Below are 21,470 nucleotides of genomic sequence, written 5' to 3'. Positions count from 1 at the left end.
TAGTTTTATTCTTTCAAATCGCTTTTTTTAATTATTATGAAAAAAATTAAAACTAAAACAATTAAATAAAAATAAGTGTATCCCATATTGAAAAGCAAAGTAGTATTCATTTTCACATTATCTCCATATGTTAATATCTCGTTTATCTCAGAAAAAGGAGGTAGTATCCAAGATATGGATTTTAAAAAAGGAATATATGTTATGAATACTTCTTTTAATAAAGAAATGAGTAAAATAAATACACCCATTAACCAAGCGTATTTTTTATTTGATAATGAAGTATTGGCAAGTATAAATGCAATACTTATTCCCAATATACAACCAGAGATGTGAGAATAGACTCCTAAAAACAAATGGAAAAATTGAATGTTTTTATCATATACATTCATTATTACTGGGTATCCAATAGCAAACAAAATCAAAGGAAGTAATAGTAATAATGAAAATACAAATTTGCCTATTAAATATTTGTATAATGACTGTAGTTGAATATAATGTAATTCTTTTTCGCTTAAAGTATCACTCTGTAAAATCATTACAGTAAGCCAAGTAGAAATGAAAGTAAGAACTATAAAACTTATTCCATAGCTAGATAAAATAGGGATGTCCTTATATACATATAAAAGCATAATCCATGTAATATAGATAACGTAAGGAGGAATGAATTTATAACTCCTTCCAAAATTTCTAAATTGATATTTGAGAAAATTATTCATCATTAAACAATTCCTTTACTTCTATGATGTGATTATTACGCTCTATTAATGACTTAATAACTTGGTCACTTTTATCGGACGGTAAAGTAATGAATATAATATCTGAGTCATATTTCAAATCAGTTAACGTAGTATATGTCCTTAGTAGTTCTAAAGCATCGTTACTAAATTTAGTTATAATTCGTTTTAAATGACTAACTTGTTTAGATGATACATCATTTACATTTTGTACAAAGCCTGTTTTCATATCTAAAACGTGGGTGCAAATGCTAGTTGCAAACTCATTTTCATGAGAAGTGAAAACAACCGTTGCTGTACCTTTTAAATCATTTAAAATAGTTTTCACTATATCTTGAGTAGCTGAGTCTAACCCAGATAAGGGTTCATCAAATAAATATACATCTGAGTCAGATAATAATGACTGTATTATGTTTATTTTCTGCAAAGTACCTTTAGAACAATATTTTAACTTCCCCTTTTTTTGAGAATTAAGTTTAAACAGTTCCAAATAATACAGAGTAGTTTCTCTTTTTTGGTTATATACTTTTGATATGTAATCAAGATATTCTAAAATTGTAAAGTTTAAATTTGATGGGAAATTGTCAGGCGTATAAGATACTTTTTTGTATTTTCTTTGAATATCGCCTTCTGTGGGATGTAGAAAACCAGCGATTAATTTCAAAGTAACACTTTTACCAGAACCATTTGCCCCCTGTATAAAAGTGGTTGATTTTTCTGGTATTTCAAAAGAAATATTTTTTAAAATATAATTTCCACTAAACTTTTTTGATAATTCATTTGCTTTAATAGCTATATCATCCAAATTAAAACCCTCGTTTCTTTCCTTTTTAACATGCCCTATATTTATCATAATATATTGATAGTATATACTTCCTACTATATTATTTAAACGTAATAAATTTTATTAGCCGTAATTTTTAAAACGTTCGATTTTGATACAAAACTTCTTAAAGTGATAAAAAAAAGTTTTTTTGATTATTTAAATCCATAAACTTGTCTTATAACCAATGTATGATAATTATTAAAAAATATGAGCTTTAGACAGCTTAAACATAACTGCAATTATGGCAGTTATGTCTTTTATTTTGTGTTTTGTCTATTTTGAATATTTTCCTGCGCTTTCTTAGCGCCGTTCAAAATTTCATCTATATGATAAAAGCCATTTACAATAATGATAGAGAGAATAATTAATCCAATACCCTTTAACCAACTTTTGGAAGAGTTAGTTTTTTGTCTCTTTGAAAAAATATGCCAATTAATGTTGCAGCTACAATGATTACAAATAGATATACCATATATCATCTTCCTTTTTTATAAAAAATATTAATATAAACAGATCTTTTCAAAGTTCTCCAAAACATTGAATTTTAGAATAATATTCGCTCAGTTTCATTATTTGTTTAGGCCTATATCTTTATATTAAAATAAAGTGCGATATAATTTAGTATGAAGTTAATACATAGGAGCTGTTCAAGCGATGAAATGGATTTTATTTGATAAAGATGGCACGTTAATATATTTTGACGGTAGTTGGATGAAGATTGGCTTGCAACTCGTCGACGATTTCATGGAAGCATATAAGGACGATATCCATGATATAGACGCAGCATATAAGCATTTAGGTGTCGTAGATGGAGAAATTCAACCTGGCACAATAATGGCTTCAGGCGCTTTAGAAGAAATGGTCAAAGCGTTATGTGGTATTGCTGGTCAGGACGTTTCTAAGTGGGCTCAAAAGAGAAGCCAAACACTTGTTGATAATAGAGTGCCAGAAAATGTTCTGGTAGAAGGCATTTATGAAACGTTGGAGACGCTACAAAATCAAGGTTATAAAATGGGGATAGTAACAAGTGATTCTAAAAAAGGCGTGGAACAATTTTTAGAAGTAACTGGTTTTGATCATTTCTTTGATGTAGTGATATCTACCGAAGCCAATGCAGTTGAAAAACCTAATCCAGAAGTACTTAACCCCTTGTTTAACCATTATGACGTGTCACCACAAGATGTAACCATCGTGGGTGATACTGCGAATGATATACAAACAGGTGTAAATGCTAAATTAGGCCTTACAATTGCTGTACTAACAGGTGTAGGTTTAGAACAAGAATTTGATAAAGCTGACCATGTTGTAGATAATGCGAATGACGTTCTAGGAATATTAAATCAATATGCGTAGTTCACAAATTATGTCATAATATACGTATCGTATATTATGACTTTTTCTTTATTATAAACTTTGAGGTGATTGAATGATTGATGGAAAATACGCAGATTATCAAGGTGAAACTTATAAAGTAGTTGATATTGTTGGTAATGAATTGGTACTGGCAACAGAAGACGAAAAGGCATTGGAACGTGGTTTTGAAGCACAAACAGCAAATCAATCAGCGCATACATTATATTTTAAACATATCGCGAGAGATGATGTAGATGAGCTTTATGCGTTATTTCAAGAAGCGAGGTATGAAGGCGCCGTTTTTGATTTATACCAAGATACAGAACAACAGCTTTATATTGGGACAGAAGATCAAGACAAAGCGAGCACATTTGGATTAGATCAGACGGATGAACATTACTATAGTAAGTATGTGTCAGAAGAGGAAATAGAGAAAATTATCTATCGCAGACATATTGAATAGTACATTGTCATAATAGTGAAAAAGGAGTGGGACATATAAATGCCTCACTCCATTCTTTTTTATAGCTGCTTTTCCTTTAGACAATATTTCTTTAAATAATGTCAGTACTTTGGGCCAATTCCTGACTAGTTAATATAACACCAGTACAAGACTACAAGAAGAGGTTTTATCATATCTAGCGAGTGTTGGATATATAAAATTGACTTGCGCTATAATCGTTTTAGCATTCCTAACTTGATTTCATACGAGACGCCTGAGGAAACAACACGAGTCGAAGACTACAGGCTGAGACCGTGTCCTAGGCAAGCGAGTATGAAATATATAGAAAAATCGAAGTTTTACTTTAGGAAAACGTGCAAAAAAATGCCAACAAAGTCGCAGACTCTGTTGACACTCCTTTTGTATTTGTATTAGCGTTGATCCACTTTACGATGTGTTTCAATGATATGACGAATCTTATCAATAACTGGGTTTAATGAGTCTGGATCATCATGTAAGTCATATTCATTAATATTCACACGTACAACAGGACATGCATTAAATTCACTGATCCAGTCGTCGTAACGTTTGAACAGTTTTTGCCAATATTCTGGGTCAGTTTCCATTTCCATCTGACGACCACGTTGTTTAATGCGATCAAGGACTTCATCATAATCACATTCCAAATAAATCAGTACATCTGGTTTAGGGAAATAAGGTGTCATGACCATAGCATTGAATAATTCAGAATATGTTTCAAAGTCTTCTGGGCTCATTGTACCTTGTTCTTCATGCATTTTTGCGAAAATGTCGACATCTTCGTAAATCGAGCGATCTTGAATGAAACCACCGCCATATTCAAACATGCGTTTTTGTTCTTTAAAACGTTCAGCTAAGAAATAAATTTGCAAGTGGAAACTCCAACGTTCAAAGTCGTTGTAAAACTTATCGAGGTAAGGGTTATGGTCGACGTTTTCAAATGAAGTTCTAAAATTCAAACGTTCGGCTAAAGCTTTAGTTAATGTTGATTTTCCTACGCCTACAGTACCAGCGATAGTAATCACAGCATCTTGAGGGATACCATATTTATTCATGCAATTGTCCTCCAATCAGTGGTTTCACTAATTCTAAAATATAATTATAATCATCATTGTGTTTAACGAAATCAAGGTGCGTCGTGTCGATGCGAATTACGCGCTCTCCGTCAGCTTTTAACGAATTGTAATAGGCATTATAATCACGCTTTAAATTAAGTAGGTAATTATCCTCAATTTGATGTTCAAAACTGCGGTTACGTTGTGCTATACGTGCTTTTAAGGTTTCTAATTCTGCATCTAAAAAGATGATGATATTAGGCATTTCTAGATCTTCAGTTAAAATATCATAAATTCTTGAGAATTTACTGTATTCGGCACCCGTTAAGGTATTATGTGCGAAAATTTTATTTTTATAAATGTGATAATCACTAACGATACCACTTTCATTTGAAACAAGATCCTGGAATTGTTTGTAACGATTACATAAAAAGAACATTTCTGTTTGGAAACTCCATTTAGAAATATCTTCATAGAAATCTGATAAAAAAGGATTTTCATTTACAATTTCTTTTTCTTCATAGTAATTGTAAGTTTGACTAAGTTTGTGCGCTAAAGAAGACTTTCCGACACCAATCGGGCCTTCAACAGCAATAAATTGTTTTTTCATATTTACCGCTCCAATGTTAAAATAGACAATAAATATTGTACCATATGTGAGGTGTAAGACACATGACAACTGACCAAAATTATATGAAAATTGCGATTGAAGAAGCTAAAAAAGCAGGGGATATTGGTGAAGTACCTATTGGTGCTGTTATCGTTCAAGATAATGAAGTGATTGCCAGAGCACACAATTTGCGAGAATCATCACAAGATCCGACTGCTCACGCGGAACACCTTGCAATTCAAAAAGCTGCTGCTGTCGTTGGTAGTTGGCGTTTAGAAAACTGCCGACTTTATGTCACGCTAGAACCATGCGTGATGTGTGCTGGAACGATTGTAATGAGCCGTATCCCGCATGTGATTTATGGAGCTAAAGATCCAAAAGGAGGCTGTGCAGGCAGTCTAATGGACCTGTTACAAGAACCAAGATTTAATCACCGGGCAACGGTTCAAACAGGTGTATTGGAGGAAGCGTGTAGCTGTTTATTAAAAACATTTTTTAAAAATTTAAGAAAAAATAAAAAAATCATACGAACAGACGATAATACAAATGACTAAAGATTTGGTAGAATATGAATGTGTTACAAATTTGTGGCAAATGAGAATGATGTGTAATCAAGATTGTGTTATCGATCATAGAAGGAAACGAGGTAAATTAATGATAAAGTTAATTGCAACAGATATGGATGGTACATTATTAAATGCGGCACATGAGATATCAGAAGAGAATATTAAAGCAATTCAATATGCACAGTCGCAAGGCATAACAGTAGTTATAGCTACAGGGCGTGCTTTTTATGAAGCGAATTCACCTGTGAATCAAACAGATTTGAAAGTACCTTACATTTGTTTGAATGGTGCAGAAGTAAGAGATGAATCTTTTAATATCATGAGTACATCTAAATTGAATCGTGAGTTAATTAATAGAATCACAACAGAGATGAATAAGGAAGATATTTATTATCAAGTTTATACAAACTTAGGTATCTACACTGAAAATCCTCAGCGTGATTTAGAAATATATATAGATATTGCAGAACGTGCTGGTCAAAAAGCAGATGTAGAAAAAATTAAAGCTGGTATTCAAAAACGAATTGATAATGGTACTTTAAAAGTTGTAGATAATTATGACAAGATTGAAGATACACCTGGGGAAATCGTCATGAAAATCCTTGCTTTTGATAGTGATTTAGAAAAGATTGACCGTGCAAGTGAGAAACTGGCGCAATCAGAAAGTCTTGCGATTTCTTCTTCCTCAAGAGGTAATATTGAAATTACACACTCAGATGCACAAAAAGGTATAGCGTTAGAAACGATTGCAGAGCGTCTTAATATAGATATGGAAAATGTTATGGCAATTGGTGATAACATGAATGATATTTCTATGTTAGAGCGTGTAGGTTACTCTGTAGCAATGGATAACGCAACACCTGAAGTAAAAGCAGTATCCAAGTATTCAACAGATACAAATGAGCAAAGTGGTGTCGGAAAAGCGATTATCAAATTGCTCAAAGAAAATAATGAAATTTAGTATGAGGAGAAGTGTATTATGAAAGGTTTAATCATTGTAGGGAGTGCGAAAATAGGTTCACACACAACAGCACTATCCCAATATTTAAAAGGGCATTTTGAAGAACATGAATTTGAAGTTGAAATTTTTGATCTAGCAGAAAATCCAATTCATCAACTCGATGTTTCAGGAGCTTCTAGTCCAAGTGAAACATATAAAAATAATTTAAGTACATTACAATCTAAAGCAAGAGAAGCGGACTTTTTCGTTTTAGGAACTCCGAATTATCATGGTTCATACTCTGGTATTTTGAAAAATGCTTTAGATCACTTAACTATGGACGATTTCAAAATGAAACCTGTAGGCCTTATTGGTAATAGTGGTGGCATTGTAAGTTCAGAACCGCTATCACATTTACGTTTAATTGTACGTACATTATTAGGTATTGCAGTACCAACACAAATTGCCACGCATGATACAGATTATAAAAAATTAGACGATGGTACATTATATTTAGATAATGAAGAATTCCAATTACGCGCTAGATTATTTGTAGATCAAATCATTTCTTTTGTTAAAAATAGTCCTTACGAACATTTAAAATAGGTTAAATGATTAAAATATACTAAATAACTGTTAGGTTTCTACATAGGAATCTAACAGTTATTTTTATGTATGCTATTTTGGGGTTGATGGTTTTAAAATAGAAGCTACAATTGTATGATATTGTTCTAGAATAGACTTTATCTTGGGTAGGTCGATATCATGTAAATGAATGCAGCGCTCATCATATGTATCTCTAGATTTTTTTAATAGACCCAGCTCAATAAGATTGTTGATTTGTATTGAAATTGGTGTGTGTTGACTATACAACAGCCTTTTGAGTTCAACCGCTTCAATACTTTCTTTGTTAATAAAAAGTAATTTATCCAATATAACTATTTCAGTAAATGTAAGATTCAAATTTTGTTTCACTACTTTTTTAATTAATTTTCTCTTTTCTTCGTACGTTATCATATTCATGTCATCACCACGTTAAGTTATTTTTTTGAATGTTTATTTGTTTTTGAATAATGGGTGCACATCTATTTTGAATGCCTTCTATAACAGGTTGCTTGTATTTAAATTCATAGGGGCTTACACCTCTGATTTCTTGAAAGTAATGTATATAATCCTTGAGTGAACGAAAATGATACTGTCGCCAAACAAAATCTAAAGCACAACCATTTAATAAGGCACATGCTGAAAAGTGAATTTTTAAAGCAATGATGTAGTTTGATAAAGTACAACACATAAGTGCTGAAAATTCACGCGATAAAAAGCTGTTATTCACAAAAAAATGGTGCGCAATGTCCTGACAAATTAACTTTCTTTCACAATTGTTATTAATATATAGAATTACGTCTTTAATCAATACATTTTTAAAATTTCGTTCAGATTTAGAGTGGGGTATTGTATCAATGTTATTAAGATAGATCGCTTCAATTAGAAATAATAATTTTCGTTCTATATCTGAAATAATTGATTTATTTAAAATAGATAAGATGACGTCGCTATAATGTGCTTTCAAATCGGGTTTATCATTACCCATTATATTATTCTTTTTTTGAACATACTTATTCGAAAGTTTATAATAATAGTAATTATTTATAGATAGACATAATAGCGTGCCTTCGAAGTTGATATCATTAATACATTCATAGTCTTGAATATAAAAGATGTCTCCAGCACGGTAATGTTGAAAATCGTTATTTTTAATTATTGTAATTTCTCCCTCGAAAACTAAGTAGATATTTAAAAAATGGTTAGTACGTAAACATTTGAAATTGGATGTTTTATTATTATATATCTTTAAACCATAATCCATTATTTATTTCACCACACCTATAGACTAAGGAGTATGTCCTCTATAATAATAATTTTAATATGAAAAGTGTATATAGAACATCAACAAAATTTAACTCTTGATAGACATTATTTTAAAATTAATATGGGACTTTAAATTTTAGAGTAAATAATTTAATAGTAACCCTTAAAATTTTACTTTTTAATAATTAAAAACATAACGTCAAATAAGTAATGTAGAAAATAGAAATAACATTAACTAGATATATTCAAATTATGAACAAAAAAAGAGTACTAATAAATATCTATTAGTACTCTTATAATAAATAAAGCGTATGAGTTAAATTGTGCTTAACTATTTTTGATATTTTAATTTGGCGAAAGCATCATGTTGGTGAATAGATTCTTCATTGCGACATTCTATTTCAAAACCATCAAGCCACTCGAATCCTACTAAATCTGCAGCGATAAGACGGATAAGGTCTTCTACAAATCTTGGATTTTCATAAGCGTGTTCTGTAACGCTTTTTTCATCAGGACGTTTTAAAATAGGATATAAAATAGAGCTTGCATTAGCTTCCATTGCATCTAGAATTATTTCTTTATAATCACTTATTAAATCAACATCTTTACTTAGATAAGCTTTTACAGTGATAATACCACGTTGGTTGTGTGCTGAGTATTCACTAATCTCTTTTGAACAAGGACATAGTGTAGTGACCGCAGCTTGGATTGTAATCTCTTTACGTGTTACGTCATCTTTATCAATCGCTAAACCATAAGTTACATCGGCATGACCGATAGCTTTAATTTGAGTGACTGGGCTGTAACGGTCGAAGAACCACTTAGCTGAGACATCTAAACCAGCAGCGTTTTGTTCCATGCTAACTTGTAAGCTACGTAATAATTGATAAAGTGCGTCAAAGTCTAGTTCGATACCATTATCATAATGCTTTTCGACACTTTCTAATATACGGCTCATATTAATGCCTTTTTCGTCTTGGTTTAAACTTGTTGAAAAACTAAAGTTTCCAGCAGTTTGGAAACGATCTACAAGTACTGGGTAAACTAGGTTTTTTATGCCTACCTCTTCGATTTCAAATAAGAAATCTTTATGCGTACTTTGTAAGTCTTTCATATTTTCTTTTTTAGTTGGTTTCGTACCTTCGATAGGGTCAACGGAACCAAAGTGCTTCCATCTGCCTTCTCTAGTAGATAAGTCAAATTCTGTCATGCTATTGCCTCCACTTAAGATTCAAAGTTATAAGTCCAATAAGGTTCTACTTCTAAGAAACTGTGTGCTTCTCCAGGTACGTCAGGTGTTGCAAGTGACTCTAAGAATGGACCTGTTTGAGATGCATGTGCTTCAAATGTACGTAGTTTAACCTCTTTATAATCACTGATCTCATTTAGAATGTCTGGCGCACCTAATTTTTCATGTGCGTCATTACTAAATGCTACAAGCTGTAAACGTGGTCTTTCAGATTCTGGCATACGACCAACTGTTCTCACAACTGCTTCTGCAGTAGCTTCATGGTCAGGATGAACAGCAAACTGTGGATAGAAAGAAATAATAACAGATGGTTGTAATTCATCAATTAGGGTTTTAACCATTGCATCCATTTCATCGTGTGGTTCGAACTCTACAGTTTTATCTCGTAAACCCATTTTACGTAAATCAGTTATGCCTATTGCTTCCATTGCTTTTTCTAATTCTTTTTCACGAATATCTGGTAATGTCTCACGCGTAGCAAAAGGTGGATTGCCTAGATTGCGTCCCATTTGTCCGAGTGTCAAACATGCGTACGTGACTGGAACTCCATTATCGATATAGCGTGCTAATGTGCCTGCAGATGAGAACGATTCATCATCTGGATGTGGAAAAATTACTAATACTTGGCTTTCCTCTGCCATGATACGCCCTCCTTATGCTTTGAACGGTTGAGTACTAATTTCTAAAGCAGCAGCTAATTGACCTTCATAGTTAAACCCTGCTAGAAGAAACTCACCATTCTCATTCACTTCATAATGTGTTAACCCTTGGACATAGACCCAACCGCTATCTTTCAGTTTAAGACCGACACGGAAAGGATCTTTGTTGCCACCTTTAAGTTGAGCGTGCTCGTAGGTCACTTGAATATTTCTTAAAAAAGTTCCTGCATTAAATACACGTTGGTCAAAGTGAGCAGCATATGCGCCATTTGTTGTTTCAACATGTAAGTATACAGGTTTATGCTCATATGAAGAAAGTAATGCTTGTACTTCCTCATTGTTTATTTGTTCCAAAATTTTGCCTCCTTGCTTCCAAACCCAACATTACAAAATGCAATTATTTATAATTACTTAACAGAATAGTTTTCGATGATATAAGTCTATACTTTAGTGTAAACCGACTCGTATATATTTTCTACCAGAAAAGTGAATTTATATCTAAGAATTGTATTTTATATTTTGATTATCTCTTCATTCTACTAAAAACCACAACAGAAATGTATCACTCTGCTCAATTTATAGTAAAAAGTCTCAACTTAATAGTGAAATAGGGCTGGAATCCAATTCCTGTTAAAAATATATAAAAGAAGTATAATGCATAAGTGTAATAACATTTATATATAATTTGCATAATAATTAATTTATTATGACTGTAGTTTTAACAATAAAACATAGAATTAACATAGGTATTAACGGGTATATTCATTTTATGTAGAGGATGTACGGGTATTTGTCGTGTTATTTTACTAGTTTAATATATGAAACTAAGGGTAAATAGCTTAAGTGCAACATTATATAGTAAGTTAAGTCACAACGGTGGCTCTATAATTTAATTCAAGAAGGGATGATCATTTTGGAATTACAACTAGCAATTGATTTATTGAATAAAGAGGAAGCTACAGAACTTGCGAATAAAGTTAAAGATTATGTAGATATCGTAGAAATTGGTACACCAATCGTTATTAATGAAGGTTTACCAGCGGTTCAATATTTAAACGATAATATAGAAGGCGTAAAAGTACTTGCAGATTTAAAAATTATGGATGCTGCAGACTACGAAGTAAGCCAAGCAGTTAAATTTGGTGCAGACGTAGTAACAATTTTAGGCGTTGCAGAAGATGCATCAATTAAAGCAGCAGTTGAAGAAGCACATAAAAGTGGTAAAGAATTATTAGTAGATATGATTGCAGTACAAGATTTAGAAAAACGTGCTAAAGAATTAGATGATTTAGGCGCAGACTATATCGCTGTGCATACTGGTTATGACTTACAAGCTGAAGGTCAATCTCCTTTAGAAAGTTTACGTAAAGTTAAATCAGTTATCTCTAACTCAAAAGTAGCTGTTATTGGTGGTATTAAACCAGATACAATTAAAGAGGTTGTAGCAGAAGAACCAGACTTAGTTGTTGTTGGTGGCGGTATTGCTAACGCAGACGATCCAGTTGAAGCTGCTAAACAATGTAGAGACGCGATTGAAGGCAGATAATATGACTGAAATTACAAATTATCGCTTAATATTAGATGAATTAGACCATACACTATCGCACGTTAAAGAGAGTGAAGCAAAAGCGTTTTTAACACAAGTGGTTGAAGCGAATCAAATATTTGTTGCAGGCAAAGGTCGTTCGGGCTTTGTAGCAAATAGTTTTGCAATGCGTTTAAATCAATTAGGCAAATATGCGCATGTTGTGGGTGAGTCTACGACGCCGTCTATTACTGAAAAGGACTTGTTTGTTGTCATCTCTGGGTCAGGTTCGACAGAGCATTTAAGATTATTAGCAGATAAAGCTAAATCTGTAGGTGCAGAAGTCGTATTATTGTCGACAAAACCAGCATCAGCCATTGGTGAACTTGCCAATGCAGTGATTGAGTTGCCAGCTGGGACGAAATATGATGCTGAAGGTTCAGCACAACCATTAGGTAGCCTATTTGAACAAGCAACACAAGTGTTTTTAGATAGTATTGTTTTAGATTTAATGACTGAGTTAAAAGTTGATGAAGAAGCAATGCAACAAAACCACGCAAATTTGGAATAACCATAATTTAAATAAAACAACATCATTGAACAATATTAAAGGCTTCTGTGTAAAATTAACAGAAGCCTTTTTATTATGCTAAAAATCATGTATATAAATTTTACTTTTCAGATATAGAGTTTAATTAACTTGGTTACGGCAGGTTTTATCAACCTTATATTAATCGAATAATTAAGTTAATCCTTTTATTATTTATTGCTTTTTTATATAAAAAGTTTTAATTCTATAACCTAGGGAAAAAGGTAATAAATTGGGTAAAAAGGGGCGATGTTAATGTCTATATCAATGGCTTTTGATTTTATGTTGAATGATGAGATAAAGCGGGTTGAAGCACCGGAAACAGTACGTAGTTATTTAGAAAGAAATGATGTTGAACTGCCGAGTCTTTGTTATCACCCAAGTCTCGGTGCAATTGAAACTTGTGATGCTTGTATCGTCAAAGTGAATGGTGAATTTGAACGTGCGTGTTCGACAGAATTAAAACCAGGGGACGTCATTGAAACTAAAGATAATGAAGTCCATGAGGCACAACTTATTGCATTGGACCGAGTTTTAGGCAACCATGAACTTTATTGTACAGTATGTGATTTTAACAACGGTAACTGTGAAATACATAATACAGTTAAACAGATGAAAATTGAACACCAAGAGACGCCACACACAACTAAAGGTTCTGAGGTTCAGCGAAATGCATTTTACCGCTATGATCCAGATCAATGTATTCTTTGTGGAAGATGTGTAGAAGCTTGTCAGGATCTACAGGTCAATGAAACTTTATTAATTGACTGGACCTTAGAAAGACCACGTGTCATTTGGGATAATGATACGACGATTGATGAGTCATCATGCGTTAACTGTGGACATTGTTCAACAGTGTGTCCTTGTAATGCAATGATGGAAGTAGATATGGAAGGAGAAGCAGGTTTCCTTACAAGTATGGCAGAGAAAAATTTCAGGCCATTAGTAGAGGCGACAAAAGAAGTTGAAACAGGATACGGTTCATTAATGACTGTTTCAGATGTTGAAGCACAAATGAGAGAACAGCGTATTGAAAAAACAAAAACAGTCTGTACCTATTGTGGTGTGGGATGTTCATTTGACGTATGGACGAAGGACCGTGAAATTCTAAAAGTTGAACCGTCTATAGATGCGCCAGCAAATGGTGTATCTACATGTGTAAAAGGGAAGTTTGGATGGGATTTCGTAAATAGTGAGGAACGTCTTGAAAAACCACTCATTCGTGAAGGTGACTCATTTAGAGAAGCAGAATGGGAAGAAGCATTGAACTTAATTGAAGACAAATTCAAAGCGAAGATTGCCCAAAAAGGTGCAGATGCGTTAGCTTTCATCTCATCTTCCAAGTGTACAAATGAAGAATCTTACTTAATGCAAAAACTTGCGCGGGGCGTAGTGGGTACAAATAACATTGATAATTGCTCAAGATATTGTCAGTCTCCGGCGACAATGGGCTTATGGCGTACAGTAGGGTACGGCGGTGATTCTGGTGGAATTAATGAAGATATTGCTGAAGCTGAACTTATCATTTCAATAGGCTCTAATACTGCTGAATCACATCCTGTTTTAGCCACACGTATTAAGCGTGCTCAAAAATTACACGATCAAAAAGTTATCGTAGCAGATTTACGCAAACACGAACTTGCCGAACGCGCAGACTTATTTGTACAACCAGCACCAGGCAGTGATTTAGTATGGTTGTCAGCAGTAACAAAATATATTATTGACCAAGATTGGCAAGATGATGCTTTTCTTGAACAGCATGTTAATGATGTTGATGAATATATGGATAGCTTGGAACAATATACGCTTGAGTATGCGGAAGAAGCCACAGGCATGTCACAAGAAACGTTAATTGATATAGCCCATTCAATACATGAAGCAGAGTCTACTTCTATTTTATGGGCGATGGGTGTTACACAACATGGCGGTGGTAGTGATACAAGTACAGCAATTTCTAATCTGTTGCTCATTACTGGTAACTATATGAAGCAAGGTGCGGGCGCATACCCACTTAGAGGTCATAATAATGTGCAAGGTGCCAGTGACTTTGGTAGTATGCCAGACCGTTTCCCTGGTTATCAATTTGTATCTGATGATGAAGTACGTCATCGCTTTGAAGAAAACTGGGGAACAAAAATCCCTACAAGATCAGGTTTAAATAATCATGAAATGGTAGATGCAATTCATGAAGGCGAACTCGATATTGTCTATATCAAAGGCGAAGATATGGGCATCGTTGATTCGAACATTAACTATGTACAAAAGGCTTTTGAAAAATTAGATTTCTTTGTAGTGCAAGATATATTCTTCTCTAAAACTTGTGAATATGCTGATGTAATATTACCAGCAAGTCCGAGTCTTGAAAAAGATGGAACATTTGTTAATACAGAACGTCGTTTCCAACGTATTTATAAAGCATTGGAACCATTAGGAGAATCTAAACCAGACTGGCAAATTATTACAGAAATTGCCAACCGTTTAGACGCAAATTGGGATTATGCACATCCAAGCGAAATCATGGATGAAGCGGCATCTCTAACACCTCTTTTTGCAGGTGTAAGTTATAACCGTTTAGATGGGTACAATAGTCTTCAATGGCCAGTAGCTGCAGATGGGGCAGATACGCCACGCCTATTTGAAAAAGAATTTCCACTGCCGGAAGGTAAAGCGAAACTTTGGCCAGTAGAGTGGACTAAACCACTGGATTTCGGTAATGAATATGATCTACATGTTAATAATGGTCGTTTATTAGAACATTTCCATGAGGGCAATATGACATATAAATCTGAAGCAATCACTGGAAAAACACCGAACGTCTTCCTTGAAGTTTCACCTGAACTAGCGAAAGAACGTGGGATCGAGGATGGCACTAAAGTTCGTTTAATGTCACCTTATGGCAAAGTGAAGGTCGACTGTATTGTTACTGAAAGAGTAACAGGAAATCAACTTTATCTTCCTATGAACACGAACGGAGAAGGTGCGATTAACCATTTAACAAGCTCACATGCTGATAAAGATACTGATACACCAGCTTATAAAGAAGTTTCAGTGAAAATGGACATATTAAAACCAGAAGGTGAAAGTCCATTAACTACAAAAAATCACCGTTATGGTAATCCACAACCACAAATTGGTGTAAACGTTAAAGAAAAATGGGCACGTAGTGATTATAAATTCCCTGGAGATGTCGTAAAAGAAAAGAGGGTAAATAAATAATGGCTAAAGCAACGAAAATCATTTATAAGCAAGAAATCGACCCTGAAATTAAGCATGAACAAGAAGTGAAAGAACTAGAACAACAACTACTGGAACATAAAGATAGTTTAGAGGACTTGTTTTCTATATTGGAAAAAATGAAAGATCATAAACTTCTCGAAATGATGGATGCTGGTCTTGGTCAGAGTGAAGATATTATTCACCGACTAGTAATGTCAGTGCAAGAAACAGATGCTTCAAAATCTATGAAAAATATGCTTATGATTGTGCAGTTACTAGGTACAATAGATATGGAAGAGCTAGAACCTATAGTACTCAAATTTAATAAAGGAATTGAAAACGCAGGTAAATTTGAACATGGCAAAGGTCATGGAGGATATCTAAGTCTGATATCTGCGTTAAGAGATCCTCAAGTGATTGAAGGTACAAATGTAGTGCTTAGAATTGTTAAAGGACTTGGGGTAGATGTAAGCGATGAGAAAAAATCTACATCACAATTAGAAAAAGATGAAGAAAGACATCAGCGAGAACAGCAAAAAAATAGTGGGAAACCATCTTCATCAAAATGGGTTGTCCTATCAGTTGCAGCAATTGGAGGATTAATTCCATTACTATTTATGAAAAAGTAAGGATTTCATGTATAAAAGGTGATGTTTTATTTAGTACAAAAATGCCGACAAAGCATTTAGGCTCTGTTAACAATATATAAGAGAGAGAAAGACTAAATGATACGTTTTTCTCTCTCTTTATTTTTGCATTTTAAAATTAATCTAAATGAACTCGATTATGATCTTCCATACTATTTTCTTTTGTCATATCTAAACATTGTTTGCATGTTATAAAAGTGATTATTGCAAGTGAAGCTATGATGTTAATAGTTAAAAGTTTCTTCATTTTAATCATCCTAACTGTTTAATGGTTTTTATATCAATTACAATGCACTAAGTTCGTTTTTGACGAGTTTTTATTTTCAAAAAAGCACAATAGATATGCGTGATAAAAATTTGTTGCATATTACCTTTTCCCTTATGCTGAATTTCTAATCAAACATATCTAAAGCGTAAACGTTATAGCTATGTTAAATAAGTCATTGATAACAACGTGTATAGTAATAATTATTTAATACTACAATTTATTTTAATATTAAAAATAATAAATTTAAAAATTATAAAAAGGCTTAATTAGAATCTATAAGTGAATTTTAAAAGGGTAACTAATGATTAGAAATAAAACAAATAGGGGATACTATAAAAAAATAGTTTAGTTACCTTTAGACTGTTTTTACGCAAATCTATGACAATTTGATTTTAATACATTATTAAAGGGGAGATGTAATGGAAAAAATCGTTGCTTTTTCAGATTGGCTTTGGGGATTTCCTTTAGTTACTTTATTATTAGTTGCAAGTTTATATTTAACAATAAACTTGAAATTTATTCAATTTAGACATTTCTTTTATATGATGAAGCAGACCTTTGGAAGTATCAATAAAAAACCAGAAGGCGAAGGTACAATCACACCGAGGCAAGCACTGACTTCGGCGTTATCATCTACGATAGGCGCTGCGAATATTGTTGGGGTGCCTACTGCTATTATGATGGGCGGTCCTGGTGCTGTCTTTTGGATGATGGTAATTGCTTTTCTAGGCATGGCTTTAAAATTTAGTGAAAACGTACTCGGTGTACATTATCGTGAAAAAAACAAAAAAGGCGAATTTGTTGGTGGACCTACATATTATATGAAGAAGGGTTTTAAAAACAAAAAATTAGGAGCCATTTTCTCTACCATCTTCGCTTTTGCGCTTATGATAGAGCTTATACCCAGTATTATGGTGCAGGGTCATTCGGCAGCGAGTACTGTTCATGATACATTCAATATAAATATGGGTGTAACTGGCGTTGTTTTAGCTATTCTTGCAGCATTAGTCGTGTTTGGTGGTATTCAACGTATTGCATCATTTGCTGAGAAGATTGTACCAATCATGGTGGGTTTATATTGTTTCTTAGGGTTTACCATTATTATTATGAATATCACTCAAGTGCCGCATGTCATTGCACTTGTTGTTGAACAAGCTTTTAATCCTAGTGCAGCATTAGGTGGAACATTCGGTGCAGCGCTCGCAACTACAATCCGTTGGGGGTTTGCGCGAGGTATATACTCTAATGAAGCAGGTCTTGGTACGTCACCTATTGCCCATGCAGCTGCTAAAACGGATCATCCTGTACGTCAGGCTTTTTGGAGCGTCAGCGAAATTGTAGTTGATACGCTTGTCGTGTGCAGTACGACTGCTTTCGTTGTGCTTGTTTCTGGCGTATGGAAAGCAGATGATGCCAAATCACAATCTGCAGCACTCACAGCCAGAGCATTTGAAGATGCTTTTGGACAATTTGGCAGTATGAGTGTATCGATATCAATGTTATTTTTCGTGTTTTCAACGGTTATCGTCGTAATCTTTTACGGCTCTAGAATGGCAGAATTCTTATTTGGATTAACAGGTGCTTGGATTATGAAAGTCGTCTACGTATTATCATTAGTCGTAGGTGCTTTAGGAGCAGCAACACAACTGTGGGATTTATTAGATTTAGCACTCGCAATTGTGCTTATACCTAACGTTATCGCTGTCCTCATACTTTCGCCAAAAGTAAAATCATTAACCATAGATTTCTTTAAAAATTACAAATAAATTTCTCTATGTTAATAGAAAATCCCCCACTATAAAATGCAGTGGGGGATTTTTGGTATGCAGATTTCGCTATAATTGGGTTTGAATTTTTTATTGTTGAGAAATTAATTAAGTTAATGGGATTTGAATTGAAAGTATTATCGAATTCTAAATAGAATTGGGATTAAGATGCTATGAATCGCCACGAATAAAATTTATCAGTGATTCTCTAAAGATAAACTACTACAATAAATGTTAATATGATTCATATAAAAGTTTACAATTTAAAGGATGACATGAAAATGGAAATATTAGCAAAAATTAATCAATACGCACAAGAACAGCCGCAACGTTGGGCATTGCAATTTGATGATTTAAAGTGCAATTATAAACAGTTGAAAATAAAAATCGAATTAGTGGTAGAAGATTTAACGAATATTCCTAGTTATCAATTTGTAGCACTCGTCATGAAAGACCCACTGGAAACAATCATATATTACTGTGCATTGTTAAGGCGCAATTGTATTCCATGCATATTAGACTTTCAATGGTCACAAAGCCAGATAGACGTATTGCTAGAGCATTATGGAATTTCTTATGTAATTAATGATGAAAAAGAAGTAATAATTAAAGACATTAAAGATAATCAATTGAAGTGGCATGATGATTTGTTACATATTGGTTTTACTTCAGGAACGACGGGCTTACCAAAAGCTTATTATCGTAATGAAAAATCATGGTTATATTCTTATAAAGAAAACGAAAAACTATTAGAAGAACCGGTTAATATACTAGTTGCACCTGGTCCTTTATCTCATTCACTGTCTTTATATGCATGCATTTATGCGTTATATAGTGGTAGAACATTTATCGGACAAGGTCAATTTGATGCGTCATTGTTATTACAAACGATTGAAAAAGTATCTAAAATGACCGCCATGTTTTTAGTACCAACGATGTTAACATCATGTTTGGCTGAAAATATTAAAATGAATCAAGTGCGCTATATTTTTTCTACAGGTGACAAATTACCTCCAGATACAAGAAATAAAGTGCAAAGATATATGCCACAAACTATATTAATAGAGTTCTTTGGCACATCTGAAGCAAGCTTCATAAGTTATAACTACAATAATGAAGCCCCATATAATTCTGTCGGTTTACCTTTTCCAAATGTGAAAATAAATTTGGCATCTCAAGATGGACAAGGTGTGGGCGTGTTACATATTAAAAGTAATATGGTATTTAGTGGTTATGCAAATCGTGATGTTTCACAGAGTGAATGGATAGAAATTGGTGATTTTGCTTCACTTGATCATAACGGATATCTCTATTTGTACGGACGGCAGAGTGACCGCATGATTATTGGTGGCCGAAATGTTTATCCGTCTGAACTTGAAAGTGTATTACAAGCGTATGACTATTTTAATGAAGTGTGCATAGTGAGTGAACCACATTCGAAGTTTGGTGAAATTGCAGTACTACTTTATACAGGCACACAAGATGTGTCTTACCAGTCTTTAAAAAGTTTTTTATCCGTACATTTGGCAAGATATCAAATACCATCTAAATTAATTAAAATAGACAAAATGCATTATACAGAAAGTGGGAAAATTGCTCGTAGACAAATGAAGGAACGTTACTTAGGAGGAGAGTTTAAATGATGAAAGAAGCGGTGATTGTTGCGGCAAAACGTACAGCATTTGGCAAATTTGGAGGCAAGGTTAAACATGTAGAGCCAGAATATCTCATAAAGCCATTATTTACATATTTCAAAGAAACATCCCCACAGGTGATGTCAAATATAGATGACGTTATTCTCGGTAATGTCGTAGGCAATGGAGGTAATTTAGCAAGAAAGTCCTTACTCGAAGCTGGATTGAGCCAAAATATTCCTGGCGTAACCATCGATAGACAGTGCGGCTCAGGTTTAGAAGCAGTTTTACAAGCTTGTCGTATGATACAAGCAGGAGCAGGTACGATTTATATGGCAGGAGGTGTAGAAAGTACGAGCCGTTCACCTTGGAAAATAAAACGCCCTCAATCTGTTTATGATACGCAATTACCAGAGTTTTTTGAACGTGCATCGTTTGCTCCTGAGAGACAAGACCCATCTATGATTGAAGCAGCTGAAAATGTAGCTCAAACTTACAACATTTCAAGAACGGCACAAGATTATTATGCATGGATGAGCCATCAAAAAACGATGGTTGCATATGAAAATCAAATCATTTCCCGAGAAATAATTCCATTTCAAGTTAAGGGAGAAACGTTTCAACAAGATGAAAGTATTAAACCCAAGCTAACTGAACGGACTCTGAATCGTTTGAAGCCACTCATACCTGAAGGGACAGTTACTGCAGGAAATTGCTGTATGAAAAATGATGGGGCAGCGTTATTAATGATTATGGAAAAAGAAACTGCTAAAGCATATGGTTTTACTACGGGATTAGCATTTACTGATGGTTTAACTGTAGGCGTAGACCCGAATGTATTAGGTATTGGTCCTGCACCAGCAGTGAAACGATTATTAGAAAAAAACCATTATACTATTGATGAAATTGATGCTGTTGAATTGAATGAGGCCTTTGCATCACAAGTGTTAGCAAGCCAAGAAATGTTGGGATTATCTGCTGCGAAATTAAATGTTTATGGAGGATCAATCGCTACGGGGCACCCATATGGTGCAAGTGGCGCAGCCTTAGTGACGCGATTGTTCTATATGGAAACATATCAAAGAACCATTGCTACAATGGGAATAGGAGGGGGCATGGGCAATGCATTATTATTTAAAAGATGGACATGAAGAGCAAGAAATTATATTTAATGAAGCCGAAGTAATGGCTTATAATCAATACTTCAACCAACATCCCTTAAACAAAGTACCTCATTTATACTGTGCTAAGTTATGGCCACAATTTCAGTTATTTCAACAACATGCAAGTCGTAATATTTTACTGAAAGAAACAGAAATTAAGCAATCAAATTCACTTAAAACGAATGAAACGTATCTTGCGCATATGTATATTGCTGAGAAAAAGAAAATAAAACAATTTATGAAATATACTTTCAGATTAGAAATAAGTAAAAATAGTGAAAACTATATTACGATTAAACAAACATTTTTGGAGTAGATAT

The 21,470-nt window shown here is 33.7% G+C and carries 22 protein-coding genes; 13 read left to right on the top strand and 9 right to left on the bottom strand.

The genetic code is table 11. From position 1 onward, the window contains the following. Nucleotides 1-5 precede the first annotated feature (5 nt). Both M4L39_RS05620 and M4L39_RS05615 read right to left on the bottom strand, forming a co-directional pair. Nucleotides 6-719 carry a hypothetical protein gene (locus tag M4L39_RS05620; RefSeq protein ID WP_057511417.1) on the bottom strand — a complete coding sequence of 238 codons (714 nt, stop codon included), beginning with the start codon at nucleotides 717-719 and terminating at the stop codon, nucleotides 6-8. Further along, nucleotides 709-1,539 (bottom strand): ATP-binding cassette domain-containing protein, encoded by an 831-nt coding sequence (locus tag M4L39_RS05615; RefSeq protein WP_172793135.1) that lies wholly within the window; start codon nucleotides 1,537-1,539, stop codon nucleotides 709-711. Before M4L39_RS05615 ends, M4L39_RS05620 begins: the two co-directional genes overlap by 11 nt. 675 nt (nucleotides 1,540-2,214) lie before the next feature. On the opposite strand from M4L39_RS05615, the gene M4L39_RS05610 reads away from it, so the two are divergent. Both M4L39_RS05610 and M4L39_RS05605 read left to right on the top strand, forming a co-directional pair. Then, a complete protein-coding gene (locus M4L39_RS05610; RefSeq protein WP_277581156.1) occupies nucleotides 2,215-2,913 on the top strand; it encodes an HAD family hydrolase in 699 nt (232 codons plus the stop codon). Nucleotides 2,914-2,986: 73 nt separating this feature from the next. Continuing rightward, entirely contained in the window at nucleotides 2,987-3,376 is a 390-nt protein-coding gene (locus M4L39_RS05605) for a hypothetical protein (RefSeq protein ID WP_277581155.1), read from the top strand. A gap of 410 nt (nucleotides 3,377-3,786) precedes the next feature. On the opposite strand, the gene M4L39_RS05600 is transcribed toward M4L39_RS05605, so the two are convergent. After that, nucleotides 3,787-4,449: a deoxynucleoside kinase gene (locus M4L39_RS05600; RefSeq protein WP_277581154.1), complete on the bottom strand. Its 663-nt coding sequence runs from the start codon at nucleotides 4,447-4,449 to the stop codon at nucleotides 3,787-3,789. Further along, entirely contained in the window at nucleotides 4,442-5,059 is a 618-nt protein-coding gene (locus M4L39_RS05595) for a deoxynucleoside kinase (RefSeq protein WP_277581153.1), read from the bottom strand. The genes M4L39_RS05600 and M4L39_RS05595 overlap by 8 nt, the downstream gene beginning before the upstream one ends. Before the next feature lie 62 nt (nucleotides 5,060-5,121). Between M4L39_RS05595 and tadA the strand changes: the two genes are divergently transcribed. The 3 genes from tadA to M4L39_RS05580 all read left to right on the top strand — a co-directional run bounded on the left by tadA (nucleotide 5,122) and on the right by M4L39_RS05580 (nucleotide 7,171). Next, a complete protein-coding gene (gene tadA, locus M4L39_RS05590; protein ID WP_277581152.1) occupies nucleotides 5,122-5,613 on the top strand; it encodes a tRNA adenosine(34) deaminase TadA in 492 nt (163 codons plus the stop codon). Nucleotides 5,614-5,713: 100 nt separating this feature from the next. Beyond that, complete coding sequence (locus M4L39_RS05585) at nucleotides 5,714-6,586, top strand: Cof-type HAD-IIB family hydrolase (protein ID WP_277581252.1); 873 nt, start codon at nucleotides 5,714-5,716, stop codon at nucleotides 6,584-6,586. Nucleotides 6,587-6,604: 18 nt separating this feature from the next. Then, a complete protein-coding gene (locus tag M4L39_RS05580) occupies nucleotides 6,605-7,171 on the top strand; it encodes an NADPH-dependent FMN reductase (RefSeq protein WP_277581151.1) in 567 nt (188 codons plus the stop codon). A 72-nt stretch (nucleotides 7,172-7,243) separates the two neighbouring features. On the opposite strand, the gene M4L39_RS05575 is transcribed toward M4L39_RS05580, so the two are convergent. The 5 genes from M4L39_RS05575 to M4L39_RS05555 all read right to left on the bottom strand — a co-directional run bounded on the left by M4L39_RS05575 (nucleotide 7,244) and on the right by M4L39_RS05555 (nucleotide 10,699). Continuing rightward, nucleotides 7,244-7,588 carry a transcriptional regulator, SarA/Rot family gene (locus M4L39_RS05575; RefSeq protein ID WP_277581150.1) on the bottom strand — a complete coding sequence of 115 codons (345 nt, stop codon included), beginning with the start codon at nucleotides 7,586-7,588 and terminating at the stop codon, nucleotides 7,244-7,246. 4 nt (nucleotides 7,589-7,592) lie between these two features. Next, nucleotides 7,593-8,432: a transcriptional regulator gene (locus M4L39_RS05570; protein ID WP_277581149.1), complete on the bottom strand. Its 840-nt coding sequence runs from the start codon at nucleotides 8,430-8,432 to the stop codon at nucleotides 7,593-7,595. A gap of 333 nt (nucleotides 8,433-8,765) precedes the next feature. After that, a complete protein-coding gene (folE2, locus tag M4L39_RS05565) occupies nucleotides 8,766-9,644 on the bottom strand; it encodes a GTP cyclohydrolase FolE2 (protein ID WP_277581148.1) in 879 nt (292 codons plus the stop codon). Between the two features lie 14 nt (nucleotides 9,645-9,658). Continuing rightward, nucleotides 9,659-10,324: a bacillithiol biosynthesis deacetylase BshB2 gene (gene bshB2, locus M4L39_RS05560; protein ID WP_277581147.1), complete on the bottom strand. Its 666-nt coding sequence runs from the start codon at nucleotides 10,322-10,324 to the stop codon at nucleotides 9,659-9,661. 12 nt (nucleotides 10,325-10,336) lie between these two features. After that, nucleotides 10,337-10,699, bottom strand: coding sequence for a YojF family protein (locus tag M4L39_RS05555; protein ID WP_162492976.1), 363 nt, complete (start codon nucleotides 10,697-10,699; stop codon nucleotides 10,337-10,339). Nucleotides 10,700-11,255: 556 nt separating this feature from the next. On the opposite strand from M4L39_RS05555, the gene hxlA reads away from it, so the two are divergent. The 8 genes from hxlA (at nucleotide 11,256) to M4L39_RS05515 (ending at nucleotide 21,466) form a co-directional block, all read left to right on the top strand. After that, nucleotides 11,256-11,888 carry a 3-hexulose-6-phosphate synthase gene (gene hxlA / locus M4L39_RS05550; RefSeq protein ID WP_198456261.1) on the top strand — a complete coding sequence of 211 codons (633 nt, stop codon included), beginning with the start codon at nucleotides 11,256-11,258 and terminating at the stop codon, nucleotides 11,886-11,888. A gap of 1 nt (nucleotide 11,889) precedes the next feature. Then, nucleotides 11,890-12,438 (top strand): 6-phospho-3-hexuloisomerase, encoded by a 549-nt coding sequence (gene hxlB, locus M4L39_RS05545; RefSeq protein ID WP_277581146.1) that lies wholly within the window; start codon nucleotides 11,890-11,892, stop codon nucleotides 12,436-12,438. A 273-nt stretch (nucleotides 12,439-12,711) separates the two neighbouring features. Next, nucleotides 12,712-15,672: a formate dehydrogenase subunit alpha gene (gene fdhF / locus M4L39_RS05540; RefSeq protein WP_277581145.1), complete on the top strand. Its 2,961-nt coding sequence runs from the start codon at nucleotides 12,712-12,714 to the stop codon at nucleotides 15,670-15,672. Beyond that, nucleotides 15,672-16,301: a DUF1641 domain-containing protein gene (locus tag M4L39_RS05535; RefSeq protein WP_277581144.1), complete on the top strand. Its 630-nt coding sequence runs from the start codon at nucleotides 15,672-15,674 to the stop codon at nucleotides 16,299-16,301. Before fdhF ends, M4L39_RS05535 begins: the two co-directional genes overlap by 1 nt. Before the next feature lie 705 nt (nucleotides 16,302-17,006). Continuing rightward, nucleotides 17,007-18,353, top strand: a complete 1,347-nt coding sequence (locus M4L39_RS05530; RefSeq protein WP_277581143.1) for an alanine/glycine:cation symporter family protein — start codon at nucleotides 17,007-17,009, stop codon at nucleotides 18,351-18,353. A 281-nt stretch (nucleotides 18,354-18,634) separates the two neighbouring features. Beyond that, the gene (locus M4L39_RS05525) at nucleotides 18,635-19,996 is read left to right on the top strand and encodes an AMP-binding protein (protein ID WP_277581142.1); all 1,362 of its coding nucleotides are present in this window, start codon (nucleotides 18,635-18,637) and stop codon (nucleotides 19,994-19,996) included. After that, the gene (locus tag M4L39_RS05520) at nucleotides 19,996-21,138 is read left to right on the top strand and encodes a thiolase family protein (protein WP_277581251.1); all 1,143 of its coding nucleotides are present in this window, start codon (nucleotides 19,996-19,998) and stop codon (nucleotides 21,136-21,138) included. Before M4L39_RS05525 ends, M4L39_RS05520 begins: the two co-directional genes overlap by 1 nt. Beyond that, on the top strand, nucleotides 21,110-21,466 hold the full coding sequence (locus M4L39_RS05515) for a hypothetical protein (RefSeq protein WP_277581141.1): 357 nt from the start codon (nucleotides 21,110-21,112) through the stop codon (nucleotides 21,464-21,466). The genes M4L39_RS05520 and M4L39_RS05515 overlap by 29 nt, the downstream gene beginning before the upstream one ends. Nucleotides 21,467-21,470 lie beyond the last annotated feature (4 nt).

Origin of the sequence: Staphylococcus equorum (assembly GCF_029531845.1) — a bacterium.
Classification (GTDB): domain Bacteria; phylum Bacillota; class Bacilli; order Staphylococcales; family Staphylococcaceae; genus Staphylococcus; species Staphylococcus equorum_C.
The sequence above is the reverse complement of the archived record's forward strand: the minus strand, read 5'-3'. Positions and strand labels throughout refer to the sequence as shown.

Coding starts and splice junctions, on each gene's coding strand:
- fdhF (WP_277581145.1), top strand. CDS start 12,712: ATGTCTATATCAATGGCTTTTGATTTTATGTTGAATGATGAGATAAAG.
- M4L39_RS05620 (WP_057511417.1), bottom strand. CDS start 719: ATGATGAATAATTTTCTCAAATATCAATTTAGAAATTTTGGAAGGAGT.
- tadA (WP_277581152.1), top strand. CDS start 5,122: ATGACAACTGACCAAAATTATATGAAAATTGCGATTGAAGAAGCTAAA.
- M4L39_RS05610 (WP_277581156.1), top strand. CDS start 2,215: ATGAAATGGATTTTATTTGATAAAGATGGCACGTTAATATATTTTGAC.
- bshB2 (WP_277581147.1), bottom strand. CDS start 10,324: ATGGCAGAGGAAAGCCAAGTATTAGTAATTTTTCCACATCCAGATGAT.
- M4L39_RS05595 (WP_277581153.1), bottom strand. CDS start 5,059: ATGAAAAAACAATTTATTGCTGTTGAAGGCCCGATTGGTGTCGGAAAG.
- M4L39_RS05575 (WP_277581150.1), bottom strand. CDS start 7,588: ATGAATATGATAACGTACGAAGAAAAGAGAAAATTAATTAAAAAAGTA.
- M4L39_RS05525 (WP_277581142.1), top strand. CDS start 18,635: ATGGAAATATTAGCAAAAATTAATCAATACGCACAAGAACAGCCGCAA.
- folE2 (WP_277581148.1), bottom strand. CDS start 9,644: ATGACAGAATTTGACTTATCTACTAGAGAAGGCAGATGGAAGCACTTT.
- M4L39_RS05605 (WP_277581155.1), top strand. CDS start 2,987: ATGATTGATGGAAAATACGCAGATTATCAAGGTGAAACTTATAAAGTA.
- M4L39_RS05580 (WP_277581151.1), top strand. CDS start 6,605: ATGAAAGGTTTAATCATTGTAGGGAGTGCGAAAATAGGTTCACACACA.
- M4L39_RS05515 (WP_277581141.1), top strand. CDS start 21,110: ATGCATTATTATTTAAAAGATGGACATGAAGAGCAAGAAATTATATTT.
- M4L39_RS05600 (WP_277581154.1), bottom strand. CDS start 4,449: ATGAATAAATATGGTATCCCTCAAGATGCTGTGATTACTATCGCTGGT.
- hxlB (WP_277581146.1), top strand. CDS start 11,890: ATGACTGAAATTACAAATTATCGCTTAATATTAGATGAATTAGACCAT.
- M4L39_RS05530 (WP_277581143.1), top strand. CDS start 17,007: ATGGAAAAAATCGTTGCTTTTTCAGATTGGCTTTGGGGATTTCCTTTA.
- M4L39_RS05535 (WP_277581144.1), top strand. CDS start 15,672: ATGGCTAAAGCAACGAAAATCATTTATAAGCAAGAAATCGACCCTGAA.
- M4L39_RS05585 (WP_277581252.1), top strand. CDS start 5,714: ATGATAAAGTTAATTGCAACAGATATGGATGGTACATTATTAAATGCG.
- M4L39_RS05520 (WP_277581251.1), top strand. CDS start 19,996: ATGAAAGAAGCGGTGATTGTTGCGGCAAAACGTACAGCATTTGGCAAA.
- M4L39_RS05570 (WP_277581149.1), bottom strand. CDS start 8,432: ATGGATTATGGTTTAAAGATATATAATAATAAAACATCCAATTTCAAA.